We start from the raw sequence: 20545 nt of genomic DNA on the forward strand, positions 1-20545 counted from the left end.
GAATTTTAGCGGGATTTACCGCTATAAGCAAAGACATATAGACGTCTAGAGGTGTTGACGTCTTGTTTTGATGTGGTTAAGGTTGTTAACAGCCATCATTATTTATTTACAGGGTTCACCCCCTTATAACAAGGAACGTTATTATGAGTGATAAGCAGCCTGCGACTATTGCCGTTCGTAGCGGTATTGACGTTGATTCACAATATAATGCAGTTGTGCCGCCAATTTACTTAACGTCCACCTACAGTTTTCCTGCACTAGGTGAGTTACCGCAATATGATTATTCTCGTTCAGGCAATCCAACTCGAAATACATTAGCTGATGCTCTGAGTGATATGGAAGGCGGCGCGGGGGGCATCGTCACCAGTTGTGGTACTGCTGCGATGAATTTATTGGTGTCTGCGCTTTTAGGACCTGATGATTTATTGATAGCTCCCCATGATTGTTATGGTGGCAGTTATCGATTGTTTAATACCCGCGCTCAAAAAGGGGACTTTAAGGTCCTGTTTATAGATCAGTCGGATCCTGATGCCTTAGCGGCAGCATTGGCACAAAAGCCGACGTTGTTATGGCTTGAGACTCCCTCAAATCCTTTAGTGCGCGTGATTGATATTACGGTGGTTTGCCAACAAGCACAGGTGGTTGGTTGCCAAGTTGCCGTGGATAACACTTTCCTATCGCCATTATTACAGCAGCCGTTATCGCTTGGGGCTGATTTTGTGGTGCATTCAACCACTAAATACATTAATGGTCACTCTGATGTGGTCGGGGGTGTTTTAATTGCTAAAGACCAAGCTGCAGCTGAAAATCTAAGTTGGTGGGCTAATTGTATTGGGGCGACAGGAGCCCCTTTTGATGCATATTTGACCTTGCGTGGATTGCGAACATTGGCGCCTCGAATGAGGATGCATGAAGAAAATGGGGCAGCAGTGCTGGCTTATTTGCAGCAACAACCCTTGGTTGGCACTATTTATCATCCAAGTTTGCCCACCCATCCTGGGCATGAGATAGCGAAGCGTCAGCAACGTGGTTTTGGCTCGATGATGAGTTTTGAATTTGCTGGAAGTTATCAACAACTGGCGTTGTTTGTTAAAACATTACAATTGTTTTCATTGGCAGAATCATTAGGGGGGACGGAGAGTTTAATTGCTCATCCCGCTTCAATGACTCACCGTGCCATGAGTGATGAAGCGCAACGAGCCGCTGGGATCTCTACTTCTTTGTTACGGTTATCGGTAGGTTTAGAAGACCCACAAGATTTGATTGCTGATCTTAAACAGGCGTTCGCTATTGCAAAGGAGGGCTGCTGATGAAAAAAGATCTGCGCCAATTACATAAATTTGGCGGAAGTAGCCTTGCCAATGCTGATTGTTATCGTCGTGTCGCTGATATTTTACGTGCGTATTCTAATTATAATGATTTAGTGGTGGTATCGGCGGCAGGGAAAACCACCAATCAATTATTATTATGGCTAGAACAATTAGTCACTGATGGCCGCTTAGCCCATGAAACCTTACTCTCTATTCGAGTATTTCAGCAGCAATTGATCAATGAGTTACTTGATCCTCAAGACGCAGAGCCACTACAACAGCAGTTATATGCGGAGTTGGCGTTAATTGCTCAGTGGGGACAATTAACCATGACGGCCGAGGTGAAAAATGCGGTTTTAGGTCATGGTGAATTATGGTCTGCACGGTTATTAAGTGCCTTATTAAACCAATGCCAATTAGCGGCGATAGATATTGATTCACGTTTATTTTTACGGGCCGATCATGCGGTGCAGCCTGAAGTGGATAAAGTCTTATCTGCACCATTATTGGATCAATTGTTAGCGCAATATCAACAGCAACGATTAGTGATCACTGGTTTTATGGCGGCGAATCAGCACCAGCAAACGGTGTTACTTGGTCGTAATGGGTCTGATTATTCTGCGACGATTATTGGTGCTTTAGCCAAGGTTGACCGAGTAACAATTTGGAGTGATGTCGCGGGTGTTTATAGTGCCGATCCTCATAAGGTCACCAATGCTTGTCTATTGCCCTTATTACGATTAGATGAAGCCAATGAATTAGCACGTCTTGCTGCGCCAGTTTTACATAGCCGAACACTTCAACCCGTCGCCCAAAGTAGTCTTGATTTAACCTTACGTTGTAGTCATCAACCTGAATCTGGATCAACACGGGTTGAAAGGGTATTAGCATCTGGTCGTGGGGCTAAAATTATTTCATCACTCAATGATGTGTGTTTAATTGAGCTTGATGTACCGCAAGGAATGGCGTTGGCACATACTCAACAAGATGTGCAGTTATTATTAGATCGAGTGCAATTACAGCCGTTGGCTCAAACTATGGATAAAGGTAAGCGGCGAATTATTTTGGCCTATACCCAAGAAATGGTAAATAGCGTGCTAGGGCTATTGCAAGATAGTGGCGTTGCGGCTGAACTTCGATTACGAGAAGGCTTTTCAATGGTTGCGGCAGTTGGTGCTGGCGTGTTGAATAATCCTAATCATTGCCATGGTTTCTATCAGCAACTTAAAGGCTTACCCGTTGAATTTATGACTGAGGCTGAATCAGGTTTAAGTTTAGTGGCAGTGCTACGTGATATTGAAACGGATAAGTTAGTCAATGATATTCATCAAGCGTTATTTCAAGCGCAAAAAAGCGTGGGTATTGTGTTGTGTGGTAAAGGCAATATAGGGAAACATTGGTTGGGGTTATTTGGTCGTGAAAAAGCGGCATTAGAGCTACGACACGGCATGCAATTTAATTTGATTGGCATTGTTGGTCAGCATCAATGTTGGATTAATAGTGCTGGAATTACGCCGCAAACAGCATTAGAGCAGTTTCAAGATCAGGCAACAGATTATCAATTACCGCAGTTATTGTCTCAGCTAGCAGCGGTTGATTATGATGATGTGGTTGTGGTTGATGTAACCGCAAGTCATCAGTTAGCTGCGTTATACCCACATATTGCAGCGAGTGGATTACACCTTATTTCTGCGAATAAAATCGCAGGATCAGCGGCGACGATAGAGTATCAGGCGGTGGTTGATGCGTTTGCTAAAAGTAGCCGTTATTGGTTGTATAACGCGACGGTTGGTGCTGGTTTACCTATCAATCATACCGTACGCGATCTGCGCGAAAGTGGCGATCGTATTTTAGCTATCTCGGGTATTTTTTCTGGCACATTATCATGGTTGTTTCAACAATTTGATGGTCGACAGCCGTTTTCTGAATTGCTTGAACAGGCGTGGCAGCAGGGGTTAACTGAGCCCGATCCGCGTCATGATCTGGATGGCAGCGATGTGATGCGTAAGCTGGTTATTCTTGCTCGTGAATCGGGGTTTGAAATTGACCCACAGCAAGTGCACGTTGAATCATTGGTTCCGCCGTGTTTACGTAAATTAACGGTTGATGCGTTTTTTGAGCAAGCACCAAAACTTGATGGTGTATTAGCTGAAAAATTAGCACGAGCAGCTCGTGAAGATAAAGTTTTACGTTATGTGGCCCGTTTAGATCGCCATGGTAAAGCATATGTTGGCTTAGAAGCATTACCTCATGAGCATGCATTAGCAAACTTACTACCTTGTGATAATATTTTTGCAATTGAAAGCCTCTGGTATCGCGAGAATCCATTAGTGATTCGAGGCCCTGGGGCTGGACGAGATGTAACAGCTGGGGCGTTAATATCTGATATCAATCGCTTAGCGACGATGTTGTAGGCGTATACCGTATTAGTAGTAATAAAAAAGCCGCAGTTTAAACTGCGGCTTTATTTTTTGATATTGATTTAGTTAATAGCGATTGCGCTATTTTCACTGTCCATATCTTTCAGTTCAGCGAGAACTTCTTCAGCCCATAATATCCAAGCTTGGCGGTTATGAAGCCCGCGGCGTAAGGTTAAACGGTCGAGACGTTGTTGACGATCCATGTTTTTGTAATCGCTAAAATGAATTTGCTCTAGCTCTTGATAATGACCCATTAAAATATGTGATTCATCAATTAAAGCTTCAAGTTGCTGCTGCATTGGTACTGAATTGTGAACACCACAAATCAATAGTTTTGCAGAAAACTCATCACGCGTGGTTGGATTACGTGCTGGTTCTTGGAACCACTCAAATAGTGCCTGACGGCCAAGATCGGTAATCGAATATACCTTACGATCAGGTTTACCATCTTGAGGTTCAAGACGGCAGGTTACTTGATCATTCGTCGCCATTTTATTGAGTTCACGGTACACCTGCTGGTGGCTCGCTTTCCAAAAATAACCGATACTGTGTGAAAATTCTTTGGTTATATCGTAACCAGTCGCTTCGCGAGTGCTAAGCACTGTTAAAATTACATGTGGTAGTGACATCTCTTCTATCCGTTAAATATATAAAATAAAAAAACACAATAGGGCTTAGATTATGTAACGCTTCAGGTGACGTTTTTAATTTATAATCGTGCTATTGCACTGCCTAATTGCGGTCGCATAGAATATCATTAATTGACTCAATATCGATACTTCTAGTTCAATTATCTGTTACTGAGGCGTTTCAATTTATTATCTTGTGAACTATCACTAAGTTAATTTAGCGCTAAAAAAATAATAACTTGATTGAAATATATTCATCTTTTCTCATATTGATACTTTTCTATCTTAGTCTTTATGAGCAATATAATGCTGTGTCATAGTTGAGAATTTACAATATATTTTAACAACATTGTAAATAACGATTAAAAAAAAAGGCTATCCGAAGATAGCCTTAGTGTCATTTATTGTAGATCAGCCAGTATTACGCATACCTGTTGCAATACCTGCAATGGTTACCATCAATGCTTCTTCAAGCTCTATTGGTAACTCTTTTTGCTGGCGAGTACGGTAAAGTAATTCAGCCTGCAACATGTTAAGTGGTTCAACATAAATATTACGTAGACGGATAGACTCAGCACCCCATGGGTCTTGCTGCATCAAATGATCATTATTTTCAACGGTTAATACAGCTTTAATATCTTGCACTAACTGTGAACGTAATTGTTTACCAAGCGGCCATAAAGCTTCATCAGTTAAACGTTGATCATAGTACTCTGTGATACCCAAGCTGGTTTTGCTGTACACCATTTCTAGCATACCTAAGCGAGTCGAGAAAAATGGCCATTCACGGCACATTTCTTCTAGCTGTGCAGTATCACCATTATCAATCGAGTGTTGAATCGCTTCACCCGCACCTAACCATGCTGGTAACAATAGACGGTTTTGACTCCAAGCAAAAATCCATGGAATAGCACGTAAACTTTCAACGCCACCATTAGGATTACGTTTTGCAGGGCGAGAGCCCAGCGGTAACTTACCTAGTTCAGACTCTGGCGTTGCGGCGCGGAAATAAGGAATAAACTCCGGCGTGTTTCGAACTACATTACGGTACGATTCACAGGAAACATGAGAAAGTTGGTCCATAATATGGCGCCATTCTTGTTTCGGTGCTGGTGGTGGTAGTAAGTTTGCTTCTAACGTTGCACTGGCATAAAGGCTGAGGCTATTAATTGCCACTTCAGGTAAACCGAGCTTAAAGCGAATCATCTCGCCTTGTTCGGTTACACGTAAACCACCTTTTAGGCTACGTGGTGGTTGAGATAACAATGCCGCATGAGCGGGTGCACCGCCACGACCAATACTACCGCCACGGCCATGGAATAAGGTAATTTCAACGTCTGCTTTTTCACAGACATCGACCAGTTTTTCCATCGCACTGTATTGCGCCCATCCCGCTGACATTACACCGGCATCTTTGGCTGAATCAGAATAGCCAATCATCACCATCTGATGGTTTTGAATAAAACCACGGTACCAGTCAATATTAAGCAGTTGTTCAATAACATCAGCGCCGTTATTTAAGTCTTCAAGTGTTTCAAATAATGGACACACATCCATGCGGAATGGACAACCTGCTTCTTGCAGTAATAAGTGAACGGCTAATACGTCAGATGCTGTACGTGCCATTGAAATAACATAGGCACCCAATGCTTCACGTGGTTGTTCTGCAATTGCTTTACAGGTTTCGAGTACTTCTTGAACGTCAGCTGATGGTTCCCACTTTCGTGGTAGTAATGGTCGCTTAGATGATAATTCACGAACTAAGAACGCGATCTTATCTTGTTCACACCATTGACTGTAATCACCTAAACCAAGGTGACGCGTTAGCTCTGAAATAACATTTTCGTGGCGAGTGCTTTCTTGACGAATATCCAGTTTAACCAGATGCACACCAAAACATTTGATACGACGTAGTGAATCAAGCAGTAAGCCGTCAGCAATGATCGCCATACCACATTGATGTAATGACTGGTAACACGCAAATAGTGGATCCCATAGCTCAGCAACATCATTAATAATATGTTTAGAAAGGGGAGCATTACCGTTGATTTGTGCTTCTAAGCTGTCTCGAGTAATAATCAGCTTAGTACGTAGTTGTTTTAAAATTGCACGGTAAGGTTCATGTGCTTCACCTGCGAGCTCTCGCACCTCAGCATTACATTGAATCATTGATAATTCATTGATCAATTCTTGCACGTCACCAAGATAAAGTTCGGCCGCTTTCCAACGAGAAAGGCGTAAAACTTCATGGGTAACATCAGACGTTACAAATGGGTTCCCATCGCGGTCGCCGCCCATCCATGAGGAGAAGGTTACTGGCGCTGCGTCTAATGGTAGTTTCTTATCTAAATGCTGTTGCAGTTTTTCATCAAACAGGCGTACAAACTCTGGTACCGCTTGCCACAATGAATTTTCAACCACGGCATAACCCCATTTTGCTTCATCAAGTGGGGTTGGGCGTTGCTGGCGAATAACATCGGAATACCATGCTTGAGCAATCAGTTGTTCTAAGCGTTGCTCAACACGTGCACGTTCAGCGGTTGATAATTCGCTTAATTCTAATTGTGATAAACATTTATTAATCTGTACCAATTTATGGATCATGGTACGGCGTGCAATTTCTGTTGGGTGCGCGGTAAGAACTAAATCAATATTTAATTCATTAATCGCCACTAAAGAATCAGCAGGGTTAACATCATGCTGGACTAATTTAGTAAACAATTCATCGAGTGCATCTGGGCTGCATAATGTCGTTTCACGTTGGCGTGAAATCGTATGGTATTGCTCTGCAATATTGGTGAGATTAAGGAATTGACTAAAAGCTCGAGCTACAGGAAGTAATTGATCATCGGGTAGGTTTTGTAATTCAGCAATCAGTTTCTCGCGGTCATCTTGATTACCTGTGCCTGCTGATTTAGAAAGTTTGCGAATCGTTTCAACTTTTTCTAATAGTTCATCACCGCAGGCTGTTTTGATCGTATTACCCAGCAAATGGCCAAGCATACTGACATTACTTGTTAACGCACTGTATTTCTCGTTCATATCGTATCCATCTTGTAATTTTGTTACATCCAATTTAACCTTTACCCCACAATCTAGCCGTGAAGTTAGTAACAGGTCAACAGAGATTGTATTTATCGCTAATAAAAACTATCGATATTGATTTTGGTCATAATCTTGATTGAATTTTGTAATTTTGTTTCATTCCTGCCTGTGTCAGCCCACATTTTTGTTCATTATTAAAGAGATAGGGCAAAAAAACGCCATTAAAAATAATCAGTTCTGTTATGGTTTAATGTTGTAAAAGTTAATGAAAAGCTAATAAAATATATTTTTTTATCGTCGCACTATTGACAGTATGTAATTTAATCAGTAAACATATTAATTCAAATTTATGAATAAATGGTGTTAGCTGTTTATTTATCCTTGAGCAACGGAACGCTCAGGGTTTATTGTTCGATGCAGGAAGTTATTATCATGAACCAAATCTATACCTCTGCCTTTATCTCCTCCCTTCGACGACGCTAAGTCTTTTGCCTTAGGTGCTTTTACGTGCCTTTTCTATGCTGTTTACAGCACACCTCTGTTAGCCGTTATGACAATCATCACTACTTAGCCATAGCTCCAATTATTTGATGACGGCTCGATAACACTACAATGATATGGAATGAGCGATGTTAAACACGGTTATTGTTGGCGCCAGTGGGTATACCGGCGCAGAACTGGCAAAAATAGTAAGTCGTCATCCGCAATTAACACTTTGCGGTTTGTATGTTTCAGCCACCAGTGTTGATGCAGGTAAACCATTAAGTGCGCTGCATGGTCAATTGCATGGTGTGGTTGATTTACCGTTGCAGCCGCTAACAGATATTAGAATGGCAGTGGCAAACATCGATATTGTGTTGTTAGCTACTGCCCACGAAGTGAGTCATGATATTGCAGCTGAATGTCTAAATATGGGTTGTCAGGTGTTTGACTTGTCAGGTGCATTTAGAGTGAAAGCGGATGGTTTCTATGATCAATATTATGGTTTTAAGCACCAATATGAGGCATTGCTAGACAGTGCTGTTTATGGGTTAGCTGAATGGAATCATGATCAAATTCGCCAAGCCCAATTAATTGCGGTTCCTGGGTGCTATCCCACCGCATCTCAATTAGCGTTAAAACCATTGCTCGTTGCAGGTCTGCTTGATTGCGATCAATGGCCAGTGATAAATGCCGTCAGTGGCGTGTCGGGTGCGGGTCGTAAAGCCACCATGACCAATAGTTTTTGTGAGGTGAGCTTACAGGCTTATGGCTTGTTTACGCATCGACACCAGCCTGAAATTGCCCATCATCTTAATTGCGATATTATTTTCACGCCTCATCTCGGGAATTTTAAACGCGGTATTTTAGCTACTATTACTGCTAAATTAGCCGATGGTGTAACCGCAGAAGAAGTGACTGCAGCAATGGCATCAGCCTATCTAAACCCGACCGATCAACATGCGGTACGGCTACTTAACCATAATACCGCTAAGTTGGATGATGTTGTTGGTAGCTGTTTTTGTGATATCGGCTGGCAGGTTCAAGGTGAGCATATTATTTTAACTGCCGCGATTGATAATTTATTGAAAGGGGCTTCATCACAAGCAGTTCAATGCATAAATATTCGCAATGGATTCCCTCAATTAACCGCGTTGGTGTAGGAGTAACACAATGAATCAAGTTCCTTTAGTGATTAAACTTGGTGGTGCTGCATTGGAATGTAATATCACCTTAGAGCGATTGTTTTCAACCATCAATGCGTACCAATCGCGGTCACAACGCTCGATCTTATTTGTTCATGGTGGTGGCTATCTTGTTGATGACCTGATGAAAAAATTGCAATTGCCGACAGTTAAAAAACAAGGGTTACGGGTTACTCCTAGTGATCACATTGGCTTGATTACCGGTGCGTTAGCTGGTACTGCCAATAAAATGCTGCAAGGGCAAGCGGTTAAAGCTGGCGTGGCAGCCGTAGGATTAAGTTTAGCTGATGGTGGTTTATGTACAGTTAGTCAATTAGATCCAGAGTTAGGCGCTGTGGGACATGCTGAACCAAATAACGGCGCTTTAGTGGGTCAAATTATGCAGTTAGGTTTTGTACCAATCATTAGCTCTATTGGACTTGATGGTCAGGGTGAAATGATGAATGTTAATGCTGATCAAGCGGCGGTTGCCGTTGCTGCGGCTGTTGGTGGTGAGTTGGTGTTGCTGTCTGATGTGACGGGTGTACTTGATGGTAAAGGTAATTTAATTAAGCAGTTAACGGAAGCGGAAGCAGAAGCATTAATTGCACAAGCTGTGATCACCGATGGCATGATCGTAAAGGTACGAGCAGCATTTACAGCGGCTAAAGCGCTAGGCCGTTCGATTGAAGTCGCCAGTTGGCGTTATCCCGACAAGCTTAATGCTTTATTAGCGGGCGACAGTATCGGGACTCGATTTACGGTGCCATTAATGGGTGATTAGCCTGTATTGATGACAGTTCATTGATGTATTACGACGAATTAATATTTTTGAAAATAGTGCCTGAACGGGATGACCGCGATAAGGCTGAAAAGGAGAGCAGCAGATGAGCAAGATTAACAAAGTGGTATTGGCCTATTCAGGTGGTTTAGATACTTCAGCCATTATTCCATGGCTAAAAGAGAACTATGACTGTGAAGTGGTCGCGTTTGTGGCAGATGTCGGTCAAGGTGAAGAAGAGTTGGTTGGCATTGAAGCCAAAGCACTCGCCTCTGGTGCATCTGCATGTTACATCGCTGATTTAAAAGAAGAGATGGTCAAAGATTATATTTACCCATCCCTTAAAACGGGAGCAACTTACGAAGGTAAATATTTACTGGGCACTTCAATGGCGCGTCCCATTATTGCTAAAGCGCAAGTGGAGTGTGCATTAGAAGTTGGTGCTGATGCGTTATGTCATGGTTGTACAGGTAAAGGAAATGATCAGGTGCGCTTTGAAGGGGCATTTGCGGCTCTTGCGCCACAATTGACAGTGATTGCACCATGGCGTGAATGGAATTTACGTAGCCGTGAAGCACTGCTTGATTATTTGGCTGAGCGTAATATTCCTTGTACTGCATCGTTAGAAAAAATTTATTCACGTGATGCTAATGCATGGCACGTTTCAACTGAAGGTGGTGTACTTGAAAATACGTGGAATGCACCTAATGAGTTATGTTGGGTGTGGACTAAAGATCCACAACAGGCGCCTGATATCGCTGAAACGGTGTCTGTTTTAGTTGAAAAAGGTGAAGTGGTTGCGGTTGATGGTGAGCCGATGACGCCTTATAACGCGCTTAATTATCTCAATAGCAAAGGTGCCGAGCACGGAATTGGACGGATTGATATTGTTGAGAACCGTCTCGTAGGAATAAAATCTCGTGGTTGCTATGAAACCCCTGGCGGTACCATCATGATGGAAGCATTGCGTGCCGTTGAACAATTAGTGCTTGATAAAGAGTCGTTTGAGTTCCGTCAAACCATTGGTCTTAAAGCATCGCATCTTATTTATGATGGCCGCTGGTTTACGCCATTGTGCCAATCGTTGTTAGCCGCGGCTGATACGTTGGCACAAGATGTAACGGGTGAAGTCGTGATTCAACTATATAAAGGCCAAGCCACCGTTATTCAAAAGCGTTCAGGCAATAGTTTGTACTCGGAAGAGTTTGCTACGTTTGGTGAAGATGATGTTTATGATCATAGTCATGCTGGCGGTTTTATTCGTTTGTATTCTTTGGCTAGCCGTATTCGTGCGCTTAATAGTCAAAAATAAATAATCCAATCAATATTGTTGCTTGCGCTGTAATGATGACGCTATTCATTGCAACGTAAGCTTCTCAATATGACTTCGCTTAGACAGTAACAGGAGATTCAGCATGGCATTATGGGGTGGGCGGTTTAGTCAGGCAGCTGACATCAGATTTAAGCAATTTAATGATTCGTTGCGTTTTGACTATCGACTCGCAGAGCAAGATATTGTCGGTTCAATAGCTTGGTCAAAAGCCCTGCGCCAAGTGAATGTACTTACTGAAACAGAGCAACAACAGCTTGAATTGGCACTAAATGAACTTAAATTAGCGGTAATGGAAGATCCTGAACAAATTCTCGCTTCCGATGCTGAAGATATTCACAGTTGGGTGGAGCAACAGCTGATTGCTAAAGTGGGGGATTTGGGTAAAAAACTGCACACGGGTCGTTCACGTAATGATCAGGTGGCGACGGATCTTAAACTGTGGTGCCGTCAGCAAGGTCAGCAATTATTGTTGATGTTAGATAAATTACAACAACAGTTAGTTACCGTCGCCCGCCAGCATCAAGCAACGGTATTACCTGGATATACCCATCTGCAACGAGCGCAGCCCGTCACTTTTGCCCATTGGTGTTTAGCGTATGTTGAAATGCTAGAGCGTGATCATTCCCGGTTGAATGATGCAATGACGCGACTTGATACCTGTCCGTTAGGCTCTGGCGCACTGGCGGGAACGGCGTATCCGATAGATCGTGAAGTGTTAGCCCATAACCTTGGTTTTCAGCGAGCAACCCGTAATAGTCTTGATTCGGTGTCTGATCGTGATCACGTGATGGAATTATTATCCACCGCATCAATTTCAATGTTGCATTTATCACGAATGGCAGAAGATTTAATTTTCTATAATTCTGGCGAATCTAATTTTATTGAACTTGATGATGCGGTGACCTCTGGTTCATCATTGATGCCGCAAAAGAAAAATCCTGATGCCCTAGAGCTTATTCGTGGCAAGTGTGGCCGAGTGTATGGCGCGATGGCGGCGATGATGATGACCGTTAAGGCATTACCGCTGGCTTACAATAAGGACATGCAAGAAGATAAAGAAGGGCTATTTGATGCGTTAGATAGCTGGCATGATTGTATGGAAATGGCTGCATTATGTTTTGAAGGGATCAAGATTAATCAAGATCGTACTTTAGAAGCGGCGATGCAAGGTTATTCAAATGCGACCGAATTAGCCGATTATTTAGTGGCGAAAGGGATCCCTTTTCGAGAAGCGCATCATATTGTTGGGGTGGCTGTGGTGGCCGCGATTGCCAAAGGCTGTGCGTTAGAAGAACTCTCTCTTGAGGAGATGAAACAATTTTCGACGGTGATTGAAAATGATGTCTATCCGATTTTGACCATTGAATCATGTTTAGATAAACGGTGTGCTTTAGGTGGTGTTGCACCAAACCAAGTTGACTATGCCATTGGTCAAGCAGAGAAGCGGCTTGATAAGCGTTATTCGCCTAATGTTAAAGTACGAGGCGCACGACTCACCGATCTTGATGCTATTGAAGGCATGGTGGTGTATTGGGCGGGACTAGGTGAGAATTTACCGCGTAATCGTAATGAGTTAGTGCGCGATATTGGCTCGTTTGCAGTGGCTGAAAATCATGGTGTAGTAACCGGGTGTGCATCATTGTATGTCTATGATTCTGGACTGGCTGAGATACGATCTTTAGGGGTTGAAGCGGGCTGGCAACAGCAAGGCCAGGGAAAAGCGATTGTTGAACATTTGCTTGATAAAGCCACTCAAATGGCGATTAAAAAAGTATTTGTGTTAACTCGAGTGCCTGAATTCTTTATGAAACGTGGTTTTACGCCAACCTCAAAAGCCTTATTACCAGAGAAAGTAATGAAAGACTGTGATCGTTGCCCACGTCAACATGCATGTGATGAGGTCGCTCTAGAGGTCTGGCTTGATCAAGCTCAGCATATTCCAACGGTGAATGTTGCTTAGCTCAATATTCGCGATGGATTGATATCAAAAAGCCCTCACTTTATTGTAAAGTAAGGGCTTTTTTGTAGCTAATGACTATTGCTTAGCCTAAGAAAATTTCCAGTTCTTCGCTACCACCAATGTGTTTACCACCGATGAAGACTTGAGGCACAGTGCTACGGCCTGTAATTGCACGTAGAGAAACTGTGGTTGCGTCTTTGCCCAGAATGATTTCTTCATACTGTAGGCCTTTGTCGATTAGATTCTGTTTTGCTTTAACACAGAAAGGGCAACCAGGCTTTGAGAATACAGTGATTGATTCTTGTAGTTTTTGCTCAGGTGCAATGTAGTTTAACATTGTATCAGCGTCAGAAACTTTGAATGGGTCGCCTGGTTCTTCGTTTTCAACGAACATTTTCTCAACCACGCCGTTTTTAACCAGCATGCTGTAACGCCATGAACGCGCACCAAAACCTAGGTCGTCTTTTTCAACTAACATGCCCATGCCGTTAGTGAACTCACCATTACCATCAGGAATAAAAGTGATATTTTCTGCTTCTTGATCTGCTTTCCATGCATTCATTACGAACGTATCGTTAACCGATACACATAGAATGTCGTCAACGCCATTGTCAGCAAATACTGATGCTAGCTCGTTATAACGAGGTAGGTGGCTAGAAGAACATGTTGGTGTAAATGCGCCTGGCAGGCTAAATACAACCACTGTTTTATTAGCAAATAACTCATTAGTTGTTACGTCTACCCATTGATCACCCTTACGAGTGTGGAAAGTAACTTGAGGTACTGGCTGACCTTCTTTAGATGCGAACATAATGTGATTCCTTAAAAAATATAAATAAATTTAATGCAATCGGAGCTTCGTAAATATGTTCTCCATATTGATGAAGTAATTATGCGATTTTACTCTTGATAGTTCTAATCGTTTACTGCTATGGTTTTGATAGTTGATTCCTATTGGTAACCTTAGCTAATGAATATTCGAGATCTTGAGTACCTTGTCGCCCTATCTGAACATAAGCATTTTCGTAAAGCCGCTGAAGCATGTTACGTCAGTCAGCCAACCCTAAGTGGTCAAATTCGTAAATTAGAAGATGAACTAGGGGTGTCGTTGTTAGAACGAACCAGTCGTCGCGTACTTTTTACCGATGCGGGATTGAGTTTAGTCGCCCAAGCTCAAAAAGTGTTGCTTGAGGTCAAAATATTGACCGAACTTGCTAGTTTACAAGGAGAAAGCATGGCCGGCCCGTTACATATTGGCTTTATTCCAACGGTTGGTCCATATTTATTGCCGCAAATTATTCCAACGCTTAAAGAAGCCTTTCCTGAGTTAGAGCTGTTTTTACATGAAGCGCAAACACATCAATTAGTTCAACAACTTGAAGAGGGTAAGCTCGACTGTATGATTTTAGCGTCAGTCAAAGAGAGCGAGCCGTTTATTGAGTTGCCTTTGTATGATGAACCTATGATGCTTGCAGTGCCTGAAACACATCAATGGGCACAAGAGAAAGAAATTGATATGTCACGCTTACATGGTGAAACCTTATTAATGTTGGAAGATGGCCACTGTTTACGTAATCAAGCATTAGGTTTTTGTTTTGCTGCTGGTGCCCGTGATGATGGTCGTTTTAAAGCGACCAGTCTCGAAACATTACGTAATATGGTCGCTGCGGGCAGTGGGATTACTTTATTGCCTCAGTTAGCAACGCCGAAAGAACATTGTCGTGATGGTGTGTGTTACATCGAAGCTGAGCATCCACAGCCAACCCGTTTAATAACCTTAGCTTATCGTCCTGGCTCACCATTAAAATCACGTTATGAGAAATTAGCAGCGGTTATAAAGGCTAAGATGCCGACTATTTTTGAAAAGCATGTGCAACAATAATTGCTAATACCGATGATTAGTCATGATATTTGATTAAAAAAAGAGCGCCAATAGGCGCTCTTTTTGATTGCGGTTAGAAACCGTAATTAGAATAGCTCTTCAGCCGTTTCAGTATCAAACTTTTGCTCAGAGGTTACTTGGCGAGCTGATTGTGTTGGCTCAGTACCCTTGATGAAATACTCATACATTGATCTTGAACCATCTCGATCAGACAGTTTACCCGTTGCACGGTCAATACGGACTTTAACGATATCAGCAGGAACCTGTAGTGGTTGCTCTGGCGTATTTTTCAATGCAGTACGCATAAAGTTAATCCATGCTGGTTGTGCGGCATTACCACCGTATTCACCCCCCATTACCTGATTTTTACCAAGGTTTTTATTATAGCTAGTACGACCTAATGCATGACGGTGATCGTCAAAACCTACCCAAGTAGTTGCAACAATATTAGGCCCAAAACCGGTATACCAAGCATCTTTCGAATCATTAGTTGTACCTGTTTTACCACCAATATCATGTCGATCTAATACGCGAGCTCTAAAGCCAGTTCCATACGGATGACCGGGCTCACCCCAAATGTTACTGGTCAACATTTGACGAACAAGAAATGCATTTTGCTCACTGATCACTTCAGGTGCATAACGTACTTCAGGTGGTGTGATCACTTGCTCTAACTGTGCCAATGTTGGTTTTTCAGCTGTCGATGATGGCACTTTTTGGATTGGCGCATTTTGAGCGGCAGTTGCGAGTGCTACTTGCATTTTCGCTTGTGGATTTTCACTTTGGCAAACATCGTCACAAACAATTTTAGGATTAGCACTGTAGATCAATTCACCATTACTATTATCAACTTTATTGATAAGGAATGGTTTAACCGCATAACCACCGTTAGCAAATACAGAATAACCTTGGGCTAATTCTAGTGGCGTTAAACTACCAGCACCTAACGCTAATGGTTCTGCGCGAGGAAGATCAGCTCGTTTAAAACCAAACCGAGTGAGGTAGTTAATGGTGAAATCTAAACCTGCTAGACGTAATACACGAATTGCCATTACGTTGATAGAACGTGCTAGACCAATGCGAGCACGGGTCGGGCCACCATAACGACCATCAGCATTCTTTGGTCGCCATGCGGTACCTTGCCATTTATCCCATTTAGTTATCGGCGCATCATTAATTAGCGTGGCTAGCGTCATTCCTTTTTCAATGGCTGCTGAGTAAATAAAGGGCTTGATGCCAGAACCAACTTGACGAATTGACTGTGTAGCACGGTTAAACTTACTTTGGGTGTAATTAAAACCACCGACCATCGCCAATATGGCGCCGTTGTTTGGTGACATTGCAACAAACGAGGTGTTGGCTCCTGGTACTTGGCTCAATACCCAATGGTCAGTTGTTACCGCAGCGGTGTCAGCCGTTGCTGCAACTGTTGTGGCTTTATTTTGAACCCAGATTTGTTGACCTGCAGTTAAGATTTGAGCTGCTGTCGTTGGTGCTGGTCCTTGAGCGCTATTTGTCTGGAACTTACGCGCCCATTTCATACCATTCCAATTTAAGGTTATGGTTTGACCTTGTTTGGTCACTACTGTTGCAGTTTGTTGCTTAACCTGAGTAACGACCGCAGGAATTAACTCACCGTAAGTTGGCTGGCTACTTAGCTTTTCAACAATTTGATTGGCATTCAGTGGTGTTTGCCCCGGCTTCCATATCACCGCAGTTGCACCACGGTAACCATGACGTTCATCGTAACTTAGCAGGTTATCAACGGCAGATTGCTGAGCTGCATGCTGTAGCTTGGCGTTAATGGTGGTGTAAACATCCATCCCTTTGGTGTAAGCATCTTCACCATAACGGTTAACCATCCATGCACGTGCTCGTTCTGCAACGTAAGGTGCATACAATTGAATTTCAGCGCGATGGTAATGGGAAACAATCGGCTCTGAACGCGCTTGATCCATTTGTGCTTGAGTGATGTAACCTTCTTTAAACATACGATCAAGAACCACATTACGACGAGTTGTCGCGCGATCGATGGAGTAAATAGGGTTCATGGTTGATGGCGCTTTAGGTAAGCCGGCAATAACAGCCATTTCACTTAATGTTAGCTCATCAACACTTTTACCGAAGTAAACCTGTGCAGCAGCACCGACACCATAAGCACGATAACCGAGGTAAATTTTATTCAAATAAAGGTCAAGAATTTGATCTTTCGTTAAAATTTGCTCGATATGAATCGCAATAAATGCTTCTCGAATTTTACGAGAGAAGGTTTTTTTATTGGATAAGAAAAAGTTACGTGCAAGCTGTTGTGTGATCGTACTGGCACCTTGACGAGCGTGACCAGAGGTTAGCATCACAAAAGCGGCGCGAGCGATACCAATCGGATCGACACCGTGATGCTCATAAAAACGACTGTCTTCGGTCGCAATAAAACCATCGACCAGTAGTGGTGGCATTTGTTTTAGCGTTAATGGTATACGACGTTTCTCACCAAACTGTGAGATCAGTTCACCATCAGCACTGTACACCCTTAATGGTGTTTGCAGTTCTATATTTTTTAATTTAGCAACATCTGGTAGGTCTGGTTTTAGGTATAAATAAAAACCAAAAATTGTACCCACTCCAAGAGTGATGCAAATTATTGCAAGTATTAGTAATCGCTTTATGAACTTCACTTGAGATTTCCCGTTACGCCATCGTTCTGGCGGTCATTATCTATTATCTTTTACCTTCAAGTATAAAGATAACAAAAAATTAATTAATGCCGTTGATGGTGTTTATTCGAAATAGTTTGTTTTTTCGCCACATGGGAGCATAACACGGATGTTTCGGAACCCATTAAGTGTTGGGGTAGATATTGGTAATCACAGTATAAAAGCTGTGGTGCTACAACAAAAAAAAGAGCAGTTTGAGTTAGCTGCATTTGTTGAAGTTGAATTGACTAAAACTGTCATAAACGATCAGCATAGCGTGAATAATGCTGAGCTGTTGTCAGCAATGCGTCAAATTAAAAAGCAATTACCATGGCAAGCCAAAGCCGTTACCTTAGCCTTACCTGATAGTGCTGTGATCAGCAAAGTTGTTCAATTAGATACCAACCTCAGCGAAGAAGAGGCTGAATTCGCCATAGTGCAAGCATTGGGTGCGGCTTCGCCGTTCCCGGTGGAAGAGCTGTGTTTCGATTATTTTCCTCTTATCAGTGATCGCTTTAGTGACTCAGCGTCGACGACACCATTTCAAGTGTTTGCTTCTCGCCGAGAGACTATAGATAACCGTTTAAACTCATTATTAAAGTTAGGTTTTAAGCCTAAGGTAATGGAACTGCAAACTCATGCTTTATTATGGTTAGCGGAATACCTTGCTGAAATGGGCAGCCATTATAACCAATGGGGCGTCGTTGATGTAGGTAAACGTCATACTGAGTTTTGTATGAAACCTCAAGGTAGTGCGGCTTATCATCGTGAAATTCGATTTGGTACGGGTTTGTTTGAGGATCAAGAAGCAGTAACCGATCTTGGAAGCAACCATTCAGAACAATTTACCAAACAATTAGCGGAACAATTAAAGCGCCAAATTCAATTGTATAACTCAACCCATCCGCGTAGTGGCATTAAAGGTTTATGGCTCTGTGGCGGCGGGCAAAGTTTGGTGTCTGAATCTTTGCTACAACGTTTGATTGGACTGGATGTAACCTGGGTGAGCCCATTTCAGCATTTTAGCTGTGCTAAAAAAGTTGAATTACCGCATTTGATGTCGAGTCAATATGCCGTTGCTACAGGCTTAGCACTGCGAGGGCTAGCATGATCGATAAACTCAATCTATTGCCGTGGCGAGAGCAGCGGCGCAAACAACATAAACAGCGTTTTATCGGGTTATTGTTGGCCAGTGTGGTGGTGGCCTTTATAGGGAATGGCGCAATTGGTGAATACATTGAAAATCAACAATTGCAGCAGCAAAGCCGTAATGATCAGTTACAGCAAGAATTGGACAGCTTAGAGCAGCGATTGGCTTTCTTACCGTTATTAGATAAACAGCGTGATGCTATTGAGTTGCGATTAAAGGTGATTGTCGATATTCAATTATCGCGTAATCGCGTCACGCAGTTACTTAATCAGTTACCCGAAGTGGTACCCGCTGGCGTATATCTAGATGGCGTCAATTTAGCTTCGCAGCGGGTCAAAGTTGACGGCTTTGGTGATACCAATGGCCACCTTGCCGCGTTATTAGGTAAAGCGGAGCAATCACCGTGGTTTCAAAATATTGAGATGCATTCTTTAGTTACCACTAAAAGTGCAGATAAACAGCAAAAATCACAGTTCAATGCCTCTTTTGATTTAACTACGCCAGTAATTAATAACAAGCCGTTAAAGGCGACCTTTCCTACTGCAATAGTGGAGAAAAACAATGATTGATTGGCGTGAATTAGAGCTTGATGAAATCACGGAATGGCCATTATTGCCACAAGGTTTAATTGCTGCGGTGTTGGCAATATTGCTCTCAATGTTAGGCTATTGGTATTGGTTAACACCATTAACTGAGGCGTTAGAACAGCAAAAACAGCAGGAAATAACGTTGCGGTCTCAGTTGGTCAGTCGTGCTGCTCAAGTGGCTGCTTTACCTCGTGTAAAAGAACAAGTTGCGGAGCTTAATCGTCGCTATCAAGAGGTGATAGAGCAATTACCGGAAGAGCAAGAATTAGCGAGCTTACTGGCAAGTATTAACGATATTGGTGTTAAAAACGGATTGATCTTCCAGTCAATTAAGTGGGCATCACGCATCGAACATGACCTTTATTATGAATTGCCTCTAAATATGCAGCTAACGGGCTCTTATCAACAGATTGGTCAGTTTGCTGAAGCGATAGCCCAGCTGCCACGAATAGTTAACTTGCGTAATGTTGAGTTGGGACGGGTGGATAAGCAAGGTTTTGATGAATTGTTGTCGTTAACAGTCTCTGCTACGACATACCGTTTTAAAACCCCACAGTAATGAGGATCTTATGAGAACACTATTATGGCTGTTACCGTTAGGACTCGGATTAATGGGGTGTCAGGCTAACACTGATTCAATTGAGCAGTTTATTGCCAAAACACATACCAATGCTAAAGCAAAAGTAAAACCATTGGCTGATCCTTATATTTTTGTCGCTGAATCATTTGTAATGACCAGTAAACGAGTGCCATTTTTACGGCCAAGGCCAGAGCTATTATTGGCGAAACAAGCGAATAGTAGTTGTTGGCAACCATTAGCTGATCACAAGTCAACGCCGTTAGAAACGTTTCCATTAGAGCAACTTTCGATGAAAGGGGCGATTGGACATCAGCATCAATTGTGGGGGCTGGTTTATACCCCTAAAGGCGAGTTAGTAAAAATTAAGCCAGGACAGTTTGTTGGGCTTAATCGCGGCAAAGTAATAAAGGTGAGTGATAAGCTCATTGAAATAGAAGAAACATTACCCGATGGCAAAGGTTGTTGGCTAACACGGCCTGCAAAGCTGGCTTTAGTTCAGCATTAATCAAGG

The 20545-nt window shown here is 42.6% G+C and carries 15 protein-coding genes; 11 read left to right on the top strand and 4 right to left on the bottom strand.

The window, feature by feature from the left end; genetic code table 11:
* The first annotated feature begins 143 nt into the window (after positions 1-143).
* Both C9I86_RS07305 and C9I86_RS07310 read left to right on the top strand, forming a co-directional pair.
* Complete coding sequence (locus C9I86_RS07305) at positions 144-1310, top strand: O-succinylhomoserine (thiol)-lyase (protein ID WP_107276028.1); 1167 nt, start codon at positions 144-146, stop codon at positions 1308-1310.
* A complete protein-coding gene (locus C9I86_RS07310) occupies positions 1310-3724 on the top strand; it encodes a bifunctional aspartate kinase/homoserine dehydrogenase II (protein ID WP_107276029.1) in 2415 nt (804 codons plus the stop codon). Before C9I86_RS07305 ends, C9I86_RS07310 begins: the two co-directional genes overlap by 1 nt.
* 68 nt (positions 3725-3792) lie before the next feature.
* Here C9I86_RS07310 and C9I86_RS07315 read toward each other — a convergent pair whose 3' ends face one another.
* Together C9I86_RS07315 and ppc are read right to left on the bottom strand one after the other, a co-directional pair.
* Entirely contained in the window at positions 3793-4359 is a 567-nt protein-coding gene (locus C9I86_RS07315; RefSeq protein WP_080158762.1) for a PadR family transcriptional regulator, read from the bottom strand.
* A gap of 411 nt (positions 4360-4770) precedes the next feature.
* Positions 4771-7401 (bottom strand): phosphoenolpyruvate carboxylase, encoded by a 2631-nt coding sequence (ppc, locus tag C9I86_RS07320; RefSeq protein WP_080158761.1) that lies wholly within the window; start codon positions 7399-7401, stop codon positions 4771-4773.
* A gap of 632 nt (positions 7402-8033) precedes the next feature.
* Between ppc and argC the strand changes: the two genes are divergently transcribed.
* From argC to argH, 4 genes are all read left to right on the top strand, one after another.
* Positions 8034-9047, top strand: a complete 1014-nt coding sequence (gene argC / locus C9I86_RS07325) for an N-acetyl-gamma-glutamyl-phosphate reductase (RefSeq protein ID WP_107276030.1) — start codon at positions 8034-8036, stop codon at positions 9045-9047.
* A 10-nt stretch (positions 9048-9057) separates the two neighbouring features.
* Positions 9058-9852: an acetylglutamate kinase gene (argB, locus tag C9I86_RS07330; protein ID WP_107276031.1), complete on the top strand. Its 795-nt coding sequence runs from the start codon at positions 9058-9060 to the stop codon at positions 9850-9852.
* 103 nt (positions 9853-9955) lie between these two features.
* Positions 9956-11161, top strand: a complete 1206-nt coding sequence (locus tag C9I86_RS07335) for an argininosuccinate synthase (RefSeq protein ID WP_080158758.1) — start codon at positions 9956-9958, stop codon at positions 11159-11161.
* Between the two features lie 103 nt (positions 11162-11264).
* The gene (gene argH / locus C9I86_RS07340) at positions 11265-13142 is read left to right on the top strand and encodes an argininosuccinate lyase (RefSeq protein ID WP_080158757.1); all 1878 of its coding nucleotides are present in this window, start codon (positions 11265-11267) and stop codon (positions 13140-13142) included.
* Between the two features lie 82 nt (positions 13143-13224).
* Here the strand turns inward: argH and C9I86_RS07345 are convergent, their stop codons facing one another.
* The gene (locus C9I86_RS07345) at positions 13225-13953 is read right to left on the bottom strand and encodes a glutathione peroxidase (RefSeq protein ID WP_080158756.1); all 729 of its coding nucleotides are present in this window, start codon (positions 13951-13953) and stop codon (positions 13225-13227) included.
* 159 nt (positions 13954-14112) lie between these two features.
* Between C9I86_RS07345 and oxyR the strand changes: the two genes are divergently transcribed.
* A complete protein-coding gene (gene oxyR / locus C9I86_RS07350; protein ID WP_107276032.1) occupies positions 14113-15024 on the top strand; it encodes a DNA-binding transcriptional regulator OxyR in 912 nt (303 codons plus the stop codon).
* An 86-nt stretch (positions 15025-15110) separates the two neighbouring features.
* Here the strand turns inward: oxyR and C9I86_RS07355 are convergent, their stop codons facing one another.
* Positions 15111-17699, bottom strand: coding sequence for a penicillin-binding protein 1A (locus tag C9I86_RS07355; RefSeq protein ID WP_080158754.1), 2589 nt, complete (start codon positions 17697-17699; stop codon positions 15111-15113).
* A gap of 148 nt (positions 17700-17847) precedes the next feature.
* On the opposite strand from C9I86_RS07355, the gene pilM reads away from it, so the two are divergent.
* The 4 genes from pilM to C9I86_RS07375 are packed head-to-tail and all read left to right on the top strand — an operon-like array spanning position 17848 to position 20539.
* A complete protein-coding gene (pilM, locus tag C9I86_RS07360; RefSeq protein WP_107276033.1) occupies positions 17848-18828 on the top strand; it encodes a type IV pilus biogenesis protein PilM in 981 nt (326 codons plus the stop codon).
* Entirely contained in the window at positions 18825-19436 is a 612-nt protein-coding gene (locus tag C9I86_RS07365; RefSeq protein WP_107276034.1) for a PilN domain-containing protein, read from the top strand. Before pilM ends, C9I86_RS07365 begins: the two co-directional genes overlap by 4 nt.
* On the top strand, positions 19429-20013 hold the full coding sequence (locus C9I86_RS07370; protein ID WP_080158751.1) for a type 4a pilus biogenesis protein PilO: 585 nt from the start codon (positions 19429-19431) through the stop codon (positions 20011-20013). The genes C9I86_RS07365 and C9I86_RS07370 overlap by 8 nt, the downstream gene beginning before the upstream one ends.
* Positions 20014-20023: 10 nt before the next feature.
* Positions 20024-20539, top strand: a complete 516-nt coding sequence (locus C9I86_RS07375) for a pilus assembly protein PilP (RefSeq protein WP_107276035.1) — start codon at positions 20024-20026, stop codon at positions 20537-20539.
* The last annotated feature ends 6 nt before the right edge of the window (positions 20540-20545 follow it).

Origin of the sequence: Photobacterium sp. NCIMB 13483, from assembly GCF_003025475.1 — a bacterium.
Lineage (GTDB): Bacteria > Pseudomonadota > Gammaproteobacteria > Enterobacterales > Vibrionaceae > Photobacterium > Photobacterium piscicola.